This is a genomic window from Jannaschia pagri (assembly GCF_019655435.1).
GTDB classification, from domain to species: Bacteria; Pseudomonadota; Alphaproteobacteria; order Rhodobacterales; family Rhodobacteraceae; genus Jannaschia; species Jannaschia pagri.
The window spans coordinates 445254-461563 of record NZ_BPFH01000004.1; the positions used below are offsets into that span (position 1 = coordinate 445254).

The 16310-nt window shown below is 62.5% G+C and carries 14 protein-coding genes; 3 read left to right on the forward strand and 11 right to left on the reverse strand.

Annotation, left to right across the window (positions count from 1 at the left end; all coding sequences use genetic code 11):
• A complete protein-coding gene (locus K5R33_RS13050; RefSeq protein ID WP_220749473.1) occupies positions 1 to 1530 on the reverse strand; it encodes a trimethylamine methyltransferase family protein in 1530 nt (509 codons plus the stop codon).
• A gap of 301 nt (positions 1531 to 1831) precedes the next feature.
• Between K5R33_RS13050 and guaA the strand changes: the two genes are divergently transcribed.
• Complete coding sequence (guaA, locus tag K5R33_RS13055) at positions 1832 to 3415, forward strand: glutamine-hydrolyzing GMP synthase (RefSeq protein WP_220749474.1); 1584 nt, start codon at positions 1832 to 1834, stop codon at positions 3413 to 3415.
• Positions 3416 to 3495: 80 nt separating this feature from the next.
• Here the strand turns inward: guaA and K5R33_RS13060 are convergent, their stop codons facing one another.
• The 3 genes from K5R33_RS13060 to K5R33_RS13070 are packed head-to-tail and all read right to left on the reverse strand — an operon-like array spanning position 3496 to position 5865.
• Complete coding sequence (locus tag K5R33_RS13060; protein WP_220749475.1) at positions 3496 to 3768, reverse strand: hypothetical protein; 273 nt, start codon at positions 3766 to 3768, stop codon at positions 3496 to 3498.
• Positions 3769 to 3817: 49 nt separating this feature from the next.
• Positions 3818 to 4318 carry a GNAT family N-acetyltransferase gene (locus K5R33_RS13065; protein WP_220749476.1) on the reverse strand — a complete coding sequence of 167 codons (501 nt, stop codon included), beginning with the start codon at positions 4316 to 4318 and terminating at the stop codon, positions 3818 to 3820.
• On the reverse strand, positions 4315 to 5865 hold the full coding sequence (locus tag K5R33_RS13070) for a helicase HerA-like domain-containing protein (protein ID WP_220749477.1): 1551 nt from the start codon (positions 5863 to 5865) through the stop codon (positions 4315 to 4317). Before K5R33_RS13070 ends, K5R33_RS13065 begins: the two co-directional genes overlap by 4 nt.
• A gap of 437 nt (positions 5866 to 6302) precedes the next feature.
• Here K5R33_RS13070 and K5R33_RS13075 point away from each other — a divergent pair, with 437 nt between their 5' ends.
• The gene (locus tag K5R33_RS13075) at positions 6303 to 7004 is read left to right on the forward strand and encodes an invasion associated locus B family protein (protein ID WP_255576390.1); all 702 of its coding nucleotides are present in this window, start codon (positions 6303 to 6305) and stop codon (positions 7002 to 7004) included.
• Between the two features lie 80 nt (positions 7005 to 7084).
• Here K5R33_RS13075 and K5R33_RS13080 read toward each other — a convergent pair whose 3' ends face one another.
• Genes K5R33_RS13080 through K5R33_RS13095 form a run of 4 tightly spaced genes read right to left on the reverse strand, consistent with a single transcriptional unit; the run spans position 7085 to position 11273 of the window.
• Positions 7085 to 8293, reverse strand: coding sequence for a beta-ketoacyl-[acyl-carrier-protein] synthase family protein (locus tag K5R33_RS13080; RefSeq protein WP_220749478.1), 1209 nt, complete (start codon positions 8291 to 8293; stop codon positions 7085 to 7087).
• Positions 8293 to 8562, reverse strand: a complete 270-nt coding sequence (locus K5R33_RS13085; protein WP_220749479.1) for an acyl carrier protein — start codon at positions 8560 to 8562, stop codon at positions 8293 to 8295. The genes K5R33_RS13080 and K5R33_RS13085 overlap by 1 nt, the downstream gene beginning before the upstream one ends.
• Complete coding sequence (locus tag K5R33_RS13090; RefSeq protein WP_220749480.1) at positions 8552 to 9655, reverse strand: UDP-3-O-(3-hydroxymyristoyl)glucosamine N-acyltransferase; 1104 nt, start codon at positions 9653 to 9655, stop codon at positions 8552 to 8554. The genes K5R33_RS13085 and K5R33_RS13090 overlap by 11 nt, the downstream gene beginning before the upstream one ends.
• A gap of 37 nt (positions 9656 to 9692) precedes the next feature.
• The gene (locus tag K5R33_RS13095; RefSeq protein WP_220749481.1) at positions 9693 to 11273 is read right to left on the reverse strand and encodes a L,D-transpeptidase family protein; all 1581 of its coding nucleotides are present in this window, start codon (positions 11271 to 11273) and stop codon (positions 9693 to 9695) included.
• A gap of 269 nt (positions 11274 to 11542) precedes the next feature.
• Here K5R33_RS13095 and mepK point away from each other — a divergent pair, with 269 nt between their 5' ends.
• On the forward strand, positions 11543 to 12121 hold the full coding sequence (gene mepK / locus K5R33_RS13100) for a peptidoglycan L,D-endopeptidase MepK (RefSeq protein WP_220749482.1): 579 nt from the start codon (positions 11543 to 11545) through the stop codon (positions 12119 to 12121).
• Positions 12122 to 12195: 74 nt separating this feature from the next.
• On the opposite strand, the gene K5R33_RS13105 is transcribed toward mepK, so the two are convergent.
• The 3 genes from K5R33_RS13105 to K5R33_RS13115 all read right to left on the reverse strand — a co-directional run.
• Positions 12196 to 13263, reverse strand: a complete 1068-nt coding sequence (locus tag K5R33_RS13105; protein ID WP_220749483.1) for an ABC transporter ATP-binding protein — start codon at positions 13261 to 13263, stop codon at positions 12196 to 12198.
• 67 nt (positions 13264 to 13330) lie between these two features.
• Positions 13331 to 13762, reverse strand: coding sequence for a hypothetical protein (locus K5R33_RS13110; protein ID WP_220749484.1), 432 nt, complete (start codon positions 13760 to 13762; stop codon positions 13331 to 13333).
• A gap of 128 nt (positions 13763 to 13890) precedes the next feature.
• Positions 13891 to 16310, reverse strand: a 2420-nt coding sequence (locus tag K5R33_RS13115; RefSeq protein WP_220749485.1) for a Hint domain-containing protein, incomplete at its 5' end; no start/stop codon positions are given.

Consider the following 16310-nt stretch of genomic DNA (forward strand, 5'->3'; position numbering starts at 1 on the left):
TCAGATATGGGCGTCGGGCATCTCTGATTTCCGGCGCACGACGTAGTCGCGGAGCTCGTCGCGGATCGCCGGGTCGAGCGCAGGGGCCTCATAGGCCGCCAACATCGCCTCGACCTTGGCCGAGGCCAGCGCACGGGTGTCGCGGGCCCCTTCCTCGGCCCAGGTCTCAAACGGTTTGTAGTCAAGCAACCCCGATCGCCAGAACGCATTTTCATAGTGGGTCTGCGTATGGGCGCATCCGAGGTAATGGCCGCCCGGTCCAACCTCTCGGATCGCGTCGAGCGCCTGGCTTTCATCGGTGACAGCCACGCCCTGCGCCATCTTGTGCAAAATCCCTAACTGGTCGGCATCCATGACAAATTTCTCAAAATCCGCGACCAGCCCCCCTTCGAGCCACCCGCAGGCATGCAGCATGAAATTGACGCCAGCGAGGAGCCCCGCATTCAAAGAATTGGCAGATTCGTAGGCGGCTTGGGCGTCGGGCAACTTTGACCCACAAAACGCCCCGCCGCTGCGATACGGCAGCCCCAAGCGGCGCGCCAATTGCCCCGCACCATAGGTGATCTGCGCCGCCTCTGGCGTCCCAAAGGTCGGAGCGCCGGAGTTCATATCGATGGAGGTCACGAAAGCGCCAAAGATCACGGGCGCTCCGGGACGAACAAGCTGACTATAGGCGACCCCGGCCATGACCTCGGCCAAAACCTGGGTCAGCGTGCCCGCCACCGAGACGGGCGCCATGGCCCCGCCTACGATAAACGGAGAGATGATGCACGCCTGATTCGCGGTGGCGTAGGTCTCCAATGCGCCCATCATGATCGAATCAAAGGTCAGCGGGGAATTAATGTTGATGAGCGACACCATGGCCGTTCGATCCTTGAGTCCCCCAAACAGGATCTCGCACATCTCCACAGAATCGCGGGCCCTGCTCGGCTCTGTGACGGACCCCATGAAGGGTTTGTCGGTCAGGGTCATATGGGCCATCAGCATATCGAAATGGCGTTTATTCACCGGTATATCCGTCGGCTCGCAAACCGTCCCGCCCGAATGGTGGAGCCAGGGGGACATATGGCCCAGCTTCACGAAGGTTTCGAAATCGGCCATCGTTGCGTAGCGCCGCCCGCCCCCATCGCGGACGAAAGGAGGGCCGTACACCGGCGCGAGGACAAGGTTGCGACCGCCGATCTCTACGGCTCGGTCCGGGTTGCGCGCGATCTGAGTGAAGGACTTTGGTGCGCTTGAGCAGAGTTTGCGGGCCAGACCACGGGGCAGCCGCACCGTTTCGCCCTGAACATCGGCCCCCGCATCGCGCCAACGGGCCAGCGCCGCAGGGTTTTCCACAAAGGCGACGCCCACCTCCGCCAGGACGGTTTCCGCGTTTGCTTCAATGATCTCCAAGGCTTCGTCGTTGAGCAGATCAAAGTCTGGGATATTGCGCAGGATCGTTGCGGCGGTTTCGACCTGCGTCGTGGTGCGCGCGGCCCGTCGCGCCGCGCCCCCGCCGCTGCGCCGTCTGCGTGCTGTCTCTGCCATATCGCGCACCTCCGAGAGCTATGGCTAAGGGGTAACGCGGGGTTGGTGGCTCTCCCGCCCCGAAGAACGCCCTTTCCTGCGCAAAAACGACATCTGCCGATTAATCCCGAGATGGTGGCAAGCGACCGTACAATGAGCAGGCCGATCCCCGGAGCAGGCCGATCCCCTTGGGCGCGGCACCTGGCCCCGCGTGCTCGCAGACCACTGGTGCCAGCAGCCCCGGACGGTTGCTCACTCACTGCAGGCGCGCGAGCGCAGCATTTCCCTTGCCGCGCAGGGGCGACGTCACTAGAGCCACGCCATGACCAAATCCCATGATCGCCTCCTCATCATTGATTTCGGCAGCCAAGTTACCCAGCTCATCGCGCGCCGCCTCCGCGAGCTGAACGTCTACTGCGAAATCCATCCGTTCCAGCGCGTGACGGCTGACTTTTTGGCCGATTTCGCACCGAAAGCCGTGATCCTGTCTGGCGGTCCGGCCAGTGTCGTGAACCCGGACTCCCCTCGTCCACCGGCTAAGGTGTTTGACCTGGGCGTGCCCGTTTTGGGGATCTGCTACGGACAGCAAGTCATGATGCAGATGCTGGGCGGCCAAGTGGATGGCGGCAAGATCTCTGGCGGCGGAGGCACGGCGGAGTTCGGTCGCGCGCATGTCTCGCCAGTCGGTGACCTAGATTTGTTGCAAGGATGGTTCACCGGACCAGACAGCACGGGCCGGGAACAGGTATGGATGTCCCACGGCGACCATGTCAGCCGCTTGGCGCCCGGGTTCCAGGTCTTTGGGACATCGCCCAACGCGCCCTACGCGATCACAGCGGACACGGACCGTCGCTTTTACGCGGTGCAGTTCCACCCGGAGGTCCACCACACGCCGAAGGGATCCCGCCTGTACGAAAACTTCGTTCAGCTGGCGGGGTTTGATGGCGACTGGACGATGGCCGGTTACCGGGAGCAAGCCGTTAACGCGATCCGGGAACAGGTCGGCGATGCGCGTGTGATCTGCGCCCTATCTGGCGGCGTTGACAGTTCGGTCGCGGCCGCCCTCATCCATGAGGCCATCGGCGATCAACTCACCTGTGTTTTCGTCGACCATGGCCTGTTGCGGAAGGATGAGGCGTCGGAGGTCGTGGGAATGTTCCGCGATCACATGAACTTGTCGGTCATCCACGCCGAGGAACAAGACCTCTTCCTAGGAGAGTTGGAAGGCGTCAGCGACCCGGAGACGAAGCGGAAGATCATCGGCAAGCTCTTCATCGACGTTTTCCAGAAATACGCAGACCAGATCGAGGGGGCGGCGTTCCTTGCCCAGGGGACGCTTTACCCCGATGTGATCGAATCAGTGTCGTTTAGTGGCGGTCCTTCGGTCACGATCAAGAGCCACCACAACGTTGGCGGATTGCCCGAAAAGATGGGCCTGAAGCTGGTCGAACCGCTCCGGGAACTCTTTAAGGACGAGGTCCGCGCCTTGGGCCGTGAACTTGGACTCCCGCCCAGCTTTATCGGGCGCCACCCCTTCCCCGGACCCGGCCTTGCAATCCGCTGCCCCGGAGAGATCACGCGCGCAAAACTCGACATTCTGCGTGAGGCGGACGCCGTCTATATCGACCAGATCCGCAAGCATGGCCTCTACGATGAGATCTGGCAGGCGTTTGTTGCGATTCTCCCAGTGCGCACGGTGGGCGTTATGGGCGATGGCCGGACGTATGACTACGCCTGTGCCCTTCGTGCCGTGACCAGCGTCGACGGGATGACGGCGGATTACTATCCGTTCAGCCACGAGTTTCTGGGCGAGACCGCAACGCGGATTATCAATGAGGTTCCCGGGATCAACCGTGTGACCTACGACATCACGTCCAAACCGCCTGGAACCATCGAGTGGGAGTGACGTCCTGTGAGTATCAGGGCACCGAACGGCCCTGACACTCTCTCTTGTCAGCTAGGCCGACCGTCGTAGCCTGACCATCGTCACCCCGCTGGCCGACAATAAGGCAGATCGCACTCAACGTCATACCGAATCATCAAGCCCGCCCCCGGGATGTCGACGATCAGAGCGGAGGCGCTGTACCACCATCGGCCCGTGCCCCCATCCGCCGTCGCCGCATCGCAGGTCTTACCCAGATAGTAGGTCTTCCCTGGCTCGGATATAATGACGGCGCCATGGGCGTTGCAGCGATAGCCCGGATTTGCCTGTGCCACGGTGGCACAAGCGATGAGGGCGATGACAATCAAGTTTCGCACAAGGTGACCTCCAAAGACCATTACCCGTCGCAACCTAGGGAAGCGCCGATCACCTGTCACCAACATGTGGGCTTCGCCGCTCCAGAAAGATGACGTCCCGCCAGCGACCCACCAAGGGGCCATGTTCCATGCGGCCCAACCGCTCGCGCGTGCCAATCACCTGAAAGCCGCAGGATCGGTGCAGCGCCAGGCTCGCGCGGTTCTCCGGGAAGATCTGGGCGACCAACGTCCACCAACCTGCAGCCTCACTGTCCGCGATCAACCGATCCAGCATCGCGCGACCAATCCCGCGGCCAGCGGCGCGGGCGGCCACATAGGTGCTGACCTCGCCGACGCCGGAATAGACTGCCCGCTTCGATGTGCCCGCGACCCCCGCGAATCCGGCAAGCATCCCATCGCGTTCGGCCACAATGGCTAGGTCAAAGCCCGCGTCGAACTCCTCCCACCCCATGGGATCGGCCCGGAAAGATGCGTGACCCGTTGCCAAACCTTCGGCGTGGATCTCCCGGATCTCTAACCCATCCGTTTTGCGCGGTGCCCGTAGCCTCATCGCCCACGAAAGAGGCCGCCCAAGACCCCCCGAACGATGGCTTTGCCCGCCCGCGTGCCGAGGCTACGCGCCATGGATTTGGCAAAGGCTTGTACGACGGAATCGCCCCGACGGCTGCGGGGTCGGGCGGTGGAGCGGCTGACGCGTCCACCGGTGTAGCGGCGTCCGGCCTTGTATTCCCGCTCCCTGACCTCGACCTCTTCTTCCTCGCGTTCCGCCGCCTCAGCGGCTTCGGCGGCGGCTTTGGCACGGGCGGTCAGGATCTCGAAGGCAGATTCGCGGTCGATGGTCGCCTCATATCGCCCCGCGATTGGCGATGCGTTGATCACCGCGCGCCGCTCCGCATCCGTGATCGGGCCCAGTTGCGATGCCGGAGGGCGGATCAAGGTCCGCTCCGCCACGCCGGGGATCCCCTTGCGTTCTAACAAAGAGGTGACCGCCTCGCCCACGCCAACCTCTCGAATGGCGTCTTCGATGTCAAAGCGCGGGTTCTCGCGGTAGTTCTGTGCGGCCTGTCGCAGGGCGCGCCGGTCCTTCGCGGTAAAGGCCCGCAAGGCGTGCTGCACGCGGTTGCCCAGTTGGCCCAAGATGTCTTCGGGAATGTCGTCTGGGTTTTGGGTCACGAAGTAGACCCCGACCCCTTTGGATCGGATCAGCCGCGCCACCTGCTCCACCTTGTCAACGAGGGCACGCGGCGCGTCGTCAAACAGCAAGTGGGCTTCGTCGAAGAAGAAGACGAGTTTTGGCTTATCCGGGTCGCCGACTTCGGGCAGTTGCTCGAACAACTCGCTGAGCAACCATAACAGGAATGTCGCATAGAGGCGCGGTGCGGCCATCAGCTTGTCTGCCGCGAGGATATTTACGCGTCCGCGACCGTCTGGGTCGGTCCGTATGATGTCCGACAACTCCAGCGCCGGTTCACCGAACAGCAGGTCACCGCCCTGCCCCTCCAACATCAGCAACCGACGCTGGATCGCACCGACCGACGCGGTGGAGATATTGCCATAGCGCAGGGCCAGGTCTTTGCGGTTTTCACCCGTCCAAACCAACAGAGCCTGCAAGTCCTTCAGGTCCAGCAGTGCCCACCCTTCCTCATCGGCCACGCGGAAAGCGATGTTCAGAACGCCCTCCTGCGCCTCCGTCAGGTCCATAAGCCGAGCCAAAAGAAGCGGCCCCATTTCCGAGACTGTGGTGCGCACCGGGTGCCCCGCCTTCCCCCAAAGATCCCAGAACGTGACAGGGCACGCGCGATAGGTCAGATCCAGCCCGATTGTCTGGGCGCGTTCGGTGAAGGGACCATGGAGCTTGTGCGACGGGGATCCCGCGGCGGCCATACCCGAGAGATCCCCCTTCACATCGGACAGAAACACCGGGACGCCCGCATCGGAAAACCCTTGGGCCAGGATTTGCAGCGTCACGGTCTTACCCGTGCCCGTCGCACCGGCAATCAAACCATGGCGATTGGCATAGTCCAACCGCAGCCCTTGGGCCGTCCCGTAGCCTTCGCCACCCCCGCCGACAAAGACCGTCTTCCCGTTATCGCCCATCAAATGCCCCCACCTTAGCCTTACATTAACGTTTTTGAGGCATAACAGACGATGATGAGGGCGCACAGCCTGCGACCTCGTCATCCTCCCTGTCGACTGGCCGTGCGGCGTTACACCCGCACGGCGTTTTTTTGTCTAGATGTTCGGACAGGGTCGCGGCGGCTCGGAAAGCGGATCGTTTCTTCGAAAGAACAAAAATACGCGGTTGACGCCCCTTGGGACGCTGCTTAGGGTCCGGGTCATATCAAGTCGGCCAGTCCGACGGGGAGAGAAAAAAAGACGGAAAAGGGCCTTCTCACGGGCCCTTTTCTTCTTTTTTGTCAAGACCTTCTGAAAACCGGCAAGGACGCGCCCCCAAAGCGGAAATCGCGATGCACGCCCGGCGCACCCATGCTACATGACAGTCGAAGCGATTTTATCCTCGGAGGGATGTCAGGATGGTTGATTGGAAACTGGGGCCACGGTCGTGGCGGTTGATGGGCGTCACCGTTTGCGCCGCGACCTGGGCTTTCGCGGCGCCGAGTTTTGCGCAAGACACACCGACCGAGACCCCCGCGGAAGAGACAGAAGCCTCCACCGAATCCGCCGCGCCGGCCTCCGATGACACCGAAACCGCCGAACAGCCGACCGATCCGGCGGCTGAGGTGCTGTCGACCGGCGAACCTGTTCGTCCGGCCAACCAAGGGCCAGCCATCTATGTTCGGGAAGAGCACGGCGACTGGGAAGTCCGCTGCCTGGAGGCGCCCGAGGGCCAGGACGATCCCTGCCAGCTGTACCAGCGTCTGAGCGACCAGTCCGGCAATCCGACGGCGGACATCAACATCTTTGACCTGCCCGACGGGAATGAGATTGTCGCAGGCGGGACCCTGTTGACGCCCCTGCGTACGCTTCTGACCGCCCAGGTTACGGTCACGGTCGATGGCGGCCAGGCGCGGCGGTATCCCTACTCCTTCTGTGACGCGAGCGGCTGTTACGCCCGGATGGGCTTCACGGCGGCCGATGTTGCGGCCTTCCGGCGCGGCGCCAAGGCGACGGTTGTGGTCGTCCCGGCCCAGGCCCCCGACCAAGCGGCGCAGCTAACCATGTCGCTGACCGGCTTTACCGCTGGCTACCAAGCGGTCACCGTCGACAATAACTAAACCCGTGCCCAGGCGCGGTCCGGGGTCCGGGCCGCACCTGGGCATGACATAGACGCGATCCTTTTAATCGTCCGTCCGGCCTAGGCTGTTTTCAGGGCCAAAACGGCATTCATGCCGCCAAACGCGAAGGCGTTCGACAGACAGGCCGTGATCTTCGCCTCTCGGGCTGTGTTCGGGACAACGTCCAGCGCACATTCCGGGTCCAACTCCTGCCAATTTGCGGTCGGCGCGATGACACCCTCGCGCAAAGCCATGACACAGGCCAACAGCTCCACCGCCCCGGTCGCTCCGATGCAATGGCCGTGCATGGACTTGGTCGAAGATATGGCCAGGCGGTCGGCGTGCCGCTCAAACACATGGGCGACTGCCGCGCACTCCGTTTTGTCATTGGCCGCAGTGCCGGTGCCATGGGCGTTGATATAGCCAATGTCCTCTGGGTTGAGCCGCGCATCGCGCAATGCCCCAATCATCGCCCGTTCGGCACCCTGCCGGGACGGCATCACGATGTCCGACGCATCGGACGTCATGGCGACACCTGCAATCTCGGCCAGAATTTCCGCCCCACGGGCGCGCGCGTGCTCATAATCCTCTAGCACAAAGACCCCGGCCCCTTCGCCTTGGACCATGCCGGATCGCGTCGCGCAGAACGGACGGCAGGTGTCCCGGCTCATGACGCGCAGACCCTCCCAGGCTTTGACGCCACCAAAACACAGCATTGCCTCCGCCCCGCCTGTCACCATGACATCGGCCATACCGGATCGGACAAACTGGAAGGCTTGGCCAATGGCGTGATTGCTGCTCGCGCAGGCGGTTGCCACAGTGAAGGACGGCCCTTTCAGGTTCCATTCCATGCTGAGATGGGCCGCAGCCGCGTTGTTCATGAGTTTTGGTACGACAAAGGGATGGACGCGGTTCTTCCCCTCTTCGTAAACCACACGATAGTTCTCATCCTGGGTGTTGAGACCGCCACCCGATGTGCCCAGGATCACGCCTGCCCGCGCCGCCAGATCCCCAGTGAAGGTCAAGCCGGACTGTCCAATTGCCTCCCGCGCCGCGAGGATCGCGAACTGGGTGTACCTGTCGAACAACGCGATTTGCTGTCGATTGAAATGGGCCGCCTGATCGTAGCCCGCCACCTGCGCGCCGATCCCGATGGTCAGGCGGTCCACGTCGCGGATGTCGAGCGGCCCGATGGCGCATCGCCCTTCGCGGAACGCCTCAAAGGTATCGGCAACGGACCCGCCCAAAGCGTTAATCGTTCCCGCACCGGTGATGACAACGCGCCGCATCAGCCCTGCTGCTGTGTTACGAGGCTCTGGACCGCTTGAACGATGGCGCCAACGGTCGAGATATCGAAGTCCGATTTGCCGGGTTCATTGGCATTGAAGGGCACCTGCACATCGAAGGCCTCTTCGATCGCAAAAATCGTCTCGACGACGCCCATGCTGTCCACACCAAGATCGGCGGGGCTGGCGTCATCGGTGATGTCCGAAGGGTCGATCATGGCTTGTTCGGCGATAATCTCATGCACGCGGGTGCGAATGTCGTCATGTGTCATGGCGGCTGCTTTGTACCAGGTTTGCGACAGTTTTGCGAAGCTCAGCCACTTGTTCGGCTAAGCGCGGCAGACGCCGGATCGCTTTGTAGCTAGCGACATGACTGTCCATTTTGACGGCTGGGTAGCCCAGAATGACCGCGCCCGAGGCGACCCGGGTAAAGATCTTGGTCGCACCGCCGGCAACCACATCGTCCCCGATGCTGATGTTGTCGTTGACCCCACATTGGCCCCCCAGAACGACGCGGTTGCCAATGGTCGATCCGCCCGCCATCCCCACCTGACCGCAGATGAGGCAGTCTTCGCCGATGCGGTTGTTGTGTCCGATGTGTACGAGGTTATCGATCTTCGTGCCCCGCCCAACGGTAGTGTCCGCCACGGTCCCTTTATCGATGCAGGTGTTTGCCCCCACCTCCACGTCGTCACCGATGCTGACCGAGCCGAGTGAGTGGATTCGCACCCAAGGCTGTTCCGTGATCGCGCCCTGATCGCCCAATGTCTTCCGGGCTTTTTCAACACCTGATTCCTGTTCCGTCACAAAGCTGAAACCATCGCCCCCGATCACCGCCCCGGGCTGACATGTGAAGCGGTCGCCAATGGTAACGCGCGCCCCAATGGTCACGCGCGGATGGATCAACGCATCACGCCCGATTTGGGCGCCTTCGGCGACGCTCACATGGGCGGCCAACCGGCTGCCCGCACCGATCTTGGCCCCGGCCCCCACTGTGACATAGGCCCCTAGCGACACGTTCTCTCCGATTTGAGCATCACTATGAACCTGGGCCGTTGGGTGGATGATGCCCCCGGCCAGATCCGGCCCGGGGTCCAAGACGGCCGTGATCCGCGCCATAGCCAGCCGCGCCCGGGGCACGGTGACCGCCCCACGCAGCCCCATGGCTTGCCAGTCGGCCCCCTCCCATAGGATGGCAGCCTGGGCTTGGCCCGCTGCCAGCGCCTCGCTGTAGGTGGGGACCATGGCCAAGGCCAGGTCGTTGGGGCCAGCGCGCCCCGGCTCCGCCGCTTTGGCGAATTGGAGTGTTCCGTCGCCCTCGACCGGTCGGTTTAGGGCAACGGCGATGTCGTTCAGTGTGAACATGGTCTTTCCCCGGGGGACTCTGACGCCCCCGGCGGATTTAACTACGCCGACCGTCCAGTTCCACCCCGGCCTCGCGCAGAGCACGCATCAGCTTCGTGTCCCGGTCATAGGGATCGCCGCGGTAGTTCGCGCGCCCCAGCGGCGTGACCCACGCGGACCAGTAAACAATGTGGACGCCCACTGGGGTTTCCAGATCCACGCGACGTTCGTTGCCAGTCCGCAGAATGCTCTGAAAGTCCTCCTTGGGCGTCTCGGACTGAGGCGCCAGCAGGTGGTAGGCCAGTTCAAACGGGCGCTCGACCCGCACGCAGCCGTGGCTGAACGTCCGCAGATCGCGGCTAAACAGGTTCTTCGCAGGCGTGTCGTGCAGATAGATGTTGTACTGGTTTGGGAACATAAACTTCACCCGCCCCAGTGCGTTGCGAGGTCCCGGCGGCTGCTTAAGGCTGAACGGGAAGTTCGATGCCGTGTAACGACTGAAGTTGATGTTCGACCGGCTCACGCGACCGTTGCGGCTATAGATCTCCAGATGGCGAGCGCCGCCACGACGCAATGCGGGCAAATACTCGTTCACGGTGATCGACCGAGGCACGTGCCAATACGGGTTGATGACCATATGGGTCATCGTGTGGCTGAACTCCGGGGTGCGGCGATCCGGTGTGTCCGCGCCCACGACGACAACGGTGTCGAACGTGACCTTGCCATCGTCAACGACATAGGCGTGCTGCTCTGCCAAGTTCACCAGAATATGGCGTGGCTCCAACGGCTTGTTCATCCACCGCTGACGTTCCAGACCGATGATGATCTGCGCCATGCGGTCATCCAGCGACACGTTGATGGCGGAGATCGTCGCCGCACCTGCCGTTCCATCTGGGGTTAGCCCGTGGTCGATCTGGAATTCGCGTACGGCGGCTTCCAACTCAGCGTCATAGGCCGCGACGGCGGACCGGCGCAGATACCCCATACGGATCAAGCGGTTCCGTAGTTCGACAACCGCGCGCCCTTCGGATCCAGGTCTTAGGCTCCCGGCGCTGACAGCGGGTCCCCAACCGCCCGCCGTGCGCACCTCCTCCAGACGCAGCTTTTCACGCAGCAGCCGCGTGTAAGCCGGAGAGGTCGGCCAGAGCGCCTGGACGAAGGCGTAGGGATCACCATCCGTGAAGGCGGTGATCTGCTCCAGCCAATCGCGCTTTGGCACGTCGACCTTGATCGTGCTGTCGACCTTGCGGGGATCCAGAATCCCTGAACTCACATCTTGCGCATACCGCAAGAAACGCCGGGTCATCTCGACTTCAAGCGCGCCCAGATCCGCCGGACTCCGCGCTGCTGCAAACTCCGCGCGGATCGTCTCCGCATCGTAGCGCCCCGCAGGCAAACCGTGGTCATCGGCGGCATCTAGCGCCCAGAGAAACGCCGCCCGGCGATGTTCCGCCCCTTCACCCATCCAAATGGGAGCGAAATCTCGGTTTCGGTAAAACGCTGCAATGGATTCATCTTGCGTAGCGGCCTGTGCAACCGACTGTTGCAACGGCGAAACAAGTGGCGCTGCCTGAACCGCTGGCGACACAGCCAAGGTGAGGGCAAGTGCCAAGGCGGAAAAACGGCGTCTGGAAACCATCGAACCTATCCTTTTGAAACGATTTTCATCACCTTAAGGACACCGCCTGTCCTGTCTATTCACGATTTCTCAAAGGTTGCCGTTTAGGCATTCCAGCAACAGGCGGATGCAAACCACCCGCGACCGGCACAATTGGCGGATTTTTGCTCAAAAACTACCCACGCCGTGTGGGTATTCGGGAATCACCGGATCCGTGGCACATCGAGCCGGTCACATGGGGATGAGACATAAGAGACCGCGCAGACGGTCGAACAGTGAATGGGGCTAAAGTGACCGATAGGACACAGACAGGATCGGCGTGCATATCGCGCCGCGGACTTCTCAGTGCATTCGCCGCCACAGCCGTGGTCGCCGCACCCACCTACTCCAATGCAGCCGGGTTCCTTCGAGGGGCTGGCGATATTCGCCGCGTGAAGATGCACAACGCTCGAACCGGCGAATCCATGGACACGATCTACTGGATCGAGGGCCGCTACGTGCGCGACGCCCTGAAGGAGATTAACTTCTTCTTCCGCGATTGGCGCCGCAACGAAGTGAAGCAGATCGACAATCGCACGGTCGATATCATTGCCGCGACCCACAACCTCGTAGACGCATCTGAACCGTTCATGTTGCTGTCAGGCTATCGCTCCCCCGCGACGAACGCCATGTTGCGTCGGCGGTCGGGCGGTGTGGCGCGTAACTCTTTGCACCTCAAGGGACAAGCAGCGGATCTTCGGTTGTCGTCCCGCTCCGTCAGCCAAGTTGCACGCGCAGCCGCGTCCTGCGGCGCAGGCGGCGTTGGTCGTTACTCTGGCTCAAACTTCGTGCATGTGGATTGCGGCGTCGTCCGGACCTGGGGGCGCTAAGCCGCCTGACCGGTCCCAGTCGGTACCGCGTGAGCCGCCTCTGGGCGGTTTTTGTCGTTCGTCCGACAAAACCTTCATCGTGGAAAGACGAAACACCTGTCGCGGCGTATGGACAGCCAGAGGATCGTGCCCTCTTTCGGCAAAAACACCGCAGGCACCGTGGCGGTCACAACACTGACGCCGTCATCCATCAAAAACTCAACCAGGCTTTCTTTCCCCATGAAGCGCGCCCGTTGCACAACGCCCCGCGCTGGCGCCCCGTCTGAGGCCGTCGGATTCGGCCCCCGGCCCTGGCGATCAAAGTCAATACGAACGTGTTGCGGGCGGAAAATGATGTCGACCGCTGTCCCGTCAGGCACCCCAGGTGCCAGGAACTGACCAAAGGGTGTCTGCGTCAACGCGCCATGAACAACGCCTGATAATTTATTGATATCACTGAAGAAGGCCGCTGCCGCAGGATCAATCGGCGCATTATAGATGTTATAGGGCGCTGCCTGCTGCACAATCTTGCCGCCGCGCATCAAAGCGATTTCATCGGCCATCCGCATGGCTTCATCGGGCTCATGGGTCACAAGGAGGACGGCAGTGCCCTCCTCTTTCAACACCGCGAGGGTCGCATCCCGGATACCGTCGCGCAGCCGATTGTCGAGACCGGAGAACGGCTCGTCCATCAGCATAACGCGCGGACGTGGCGCTAGGGCGCGCGCCAAGGCGACCCTCTGCTGCTCGCCACCAGATAATTCATGGGGATGTTTGTCGTCGTAGCCCGTCAGGTCAACCTTCGCCAAAAGCTCAGCCACGCGGGCCCCGGCCGCTTGTCGCTTGGGCAGGCCAAAGGCAACATTTTGCGCCACGGTCAAATGCGGGAAAAGCGCAAAGTCTTGAAACATCAAGCCAACCCCGCGCGCCTCCGGCGGGAGGTGTCGCGTGTCGTCGGAAACGACCTCGCCATTCAACCAGACGCAGCCAGCATCCTGGCGATCCACGCCAGCAATAATCCGGAGCGTTGTCGATTTCCCGCACCCCGAAGGCCCGAGCAAACAGGTCACCTTGCCGGGCGCAACCGCCAAGTCGATGCCATCCACCACGGTTTCCCCGCGGAATCGCCGAACCAATCCCTCGGTACGCAGACGTGCTTCCATAGTCTTGAAATACCCGACCGTTATAGTCGGGTGGACCTAGCAGCGGACGGATGGCTGGGCAAGCGGGTCAGAGGACTTCGCCGACCTGCTTTTCCTGGCGTGCGTACAAATACACAAGGAAGCTGAGCGCGGCGACCAAGCCAAGGGTCACCCAAGCCAACCAGCCCCCACCGACCAGAGCGATCAGTGTCGGCGTAGCGACGAAAAGCGCCCAGACGTAGAGGACCAGCAACGCGATGAACGACAGGCCGAGCATCCAAACTGCGGGCCGCAGATGGGCCAAGAGGCACAACGCCCCCACGAGCGCGAGAACCGCCTGTGCAGCCCAGACCCCATGTACCCAATTGGGCAAGGACGTCAGCCACTCGACCTGTTCTGGCGGATAAAACGCCAGCCAACCAAGCATCAGCCCGTAGGAAACCAGGACGTACTCAGCCAATGAGAGGAGACCGAAGACAAGGGCGATGAAGCCCATCACAAAGAAATGCCAGCGCCGCATATCCCCTCCGCGCAACTTGTTTGCCTGCGCTTAACACGCTTCATCGGGGGCATAAACAGAGAACGGGGCGCGCAGGATCCTGCACGCCCCGAATTTTCTCGTTCCGATCCCTAACGGACCGGCGTTGCTTACTTCACCAGCAGCTCAGCTTCGCGCCGCTTCAAGGACCGACGGGCCGCCACATAGGCTTCGCGGCCTTCGGCCTCCGAAAGCTCGGGGAAGATCGCAAGGATCTCGGCACGCTGCGCCTCAGCCAAGCCACCGAGGGTTTGGTCACCAGGCTGGAAGCTCTCGGTCCAGGCACCGTCCGACAGGATCACTTCGTGGTTGTCGAACATCACGTGGACATAGGTCGTCTCGACCGCGTCCATCCGCTCGATCCCCGGGCGACCGACCAGGTGCTTGGCCGCCACCAGAACCTCACGCTCGTCGAAGTAGAGCATGGTTTCATCGTTCGCGATCAGCACGCGGTGCTGGGGTGAGACGATCATGTCACGCTCCGGCAGGCCATGGCCCAAGGCGCCCTGACGGATCATCACCGGGCAGAAGGCGGGATTTTCCACCATTTCGGCGCTTTGCATCTCGCGCGCACCGACCCAGCGGATCACCTGGATACCGTTGTCCCGTGTGATCACACGATCCCCGGCCACCAGGCCTTCGACCGGCACTTCACCCATTGGCGTGGCGATCAACGTGCCCGGCGTGAAGCAGGGTATGACGTTCTCGATCTCCTCAAACTTCGCCGTGCCACCGTCCAGGAATGTGATCACACCATCTTCGCGGTCGGGCGAGGTATAGGTGATGAAATCGACACCATCGCCGCGCAGGTCCAACGTATCGAAGTCATCGCCGCCGCCGCCGCCGTCGATCATGTCGCCCGCGTTGACGTTGGTGAAGACATCGCGGTCATCGCCACCCGACAACATATCCGCCTCGGCCCCACCGGAGATCGAGTCGTTGCCCGCGCCGCCGTCGACCGTGTCCTCACCGTTGCCGGAGCGGATCACATCGTCGCCTTCACCGCCATCGATGAAGTCGTTCCCGCCATCGCCGGTGATGGTATCATTCCCAGCACCGCCCAGCAGAACGTCGTCATTGGCCGCGCCCGACAGGCTGTCGTCGCCGTCGCCACCTTCCAAGGTGTCGTCGCCGGAGTTGCCTTCGAGCAGGTCATCGCCTTGGCCACCAATCAGGCTGTCGTCTCCGCGACCGCCCTCCAGGCTGTCATCGTCGATCCCGCCATCTAGCGTGTCGTCGCCGTTGCCGCCGATCAGCGTGTCATCGTCATCCTCGCCAAAGATCAGGTCGTTGCCGTCTCCGCCGTCGATGACGTCCTTGCCGTTATCTTCGACAAGGTCGCCGTTGCCGGCACCAGGTTCGTCGATGATGTTGATCAGATCGGGGAAGTTCGGACCCAGGCCACCAAAGACGGTATCGTCGCCGTCACCGGCCAAAATCGTGTCAGAGCCTTCGCCGCCGATGATCTCATCGTCGCCGTCGCCGCCATCGACCTCGTCAGCATCCTTTCCAGCGTCGATAGTATCGTCGCCATCGCCGCCTGTGATCGTATCCGCGTCATCGCCGGTGAAAATGTCATCATCGCCCGCGCCGCCGTCGACACTATCCCGGTCGTTCTCCGGGTCAGCATCCGGGGTGAAGATACCAGGATAGCCTAGATCCGACGCGCCGCGATCCCCCGAGACGATCGTATCGTTACCGTCGCCACCCAGGATCGTGTCCTGGCCGTCGCCGCCATCAATCTCGTCGTCATCGTCACCGCCAGACAAGCTGTCCGACCCGCGACCACCGTCCAAGGTGTCCGCGCCGCTGCCACCTTCGAGGGTGTCGAGGCCGCCGCCGCCGATCAGGTCGTCGTCGCCGTCGCCACCGTCCAGGTCGTCGGCACCGCTGCCGCCGTCCAGCGTATCGTCGCCGTCATCGCCAACGAGCGTGTCGAAGCCAGATCCGCCCTCCAGGGAGTCGTCGCCGGTGCCACCGTCGAGCGAGTCGCGTCCGAGGCCACCGCCCAGGGTGTCATCCCCATCGTCGCCCGTGATGACGTCGTTGCCTTCTTGGCCGTCGATCACGTCATCATCGTCGCCGCCGGACACGGTGTCGTTGCCGCCGCCCGCTTCGATGGTGTCATCGCCGCCGTTGCCCTCGATCACGTCGTCGCCATCGGTGATGAGGTCGCCGCCACCATCAGTCGGGTCGTTGGAGTCGTCGTAGCCGACGAGCATCTCTTCCCCGCTGCCCTCACCGTCCACGACACCGTCGGGATCTCCGATGGGCTGCACGGTGATGTTGACGCTCGCCGTCGACTCGCCGCCCTGCCCGTCAGACACGGTGTAGGTGAAGCTATCGGGCCCGTTGAAGTCGGCGTTTGGCGTATAGGTCAGCGTGCCGTCGGCGTTCTGAGTGACGGTCCCGCTACCACCTTGGCCGAACGACACGATGGTCAACGTGTCACCGTCCACGTCCGTGTCATTGGCAAGCACGTCGATCACGACGCTGTCGTCTTCGTCGACTGACACGGTATCGGTTTCTG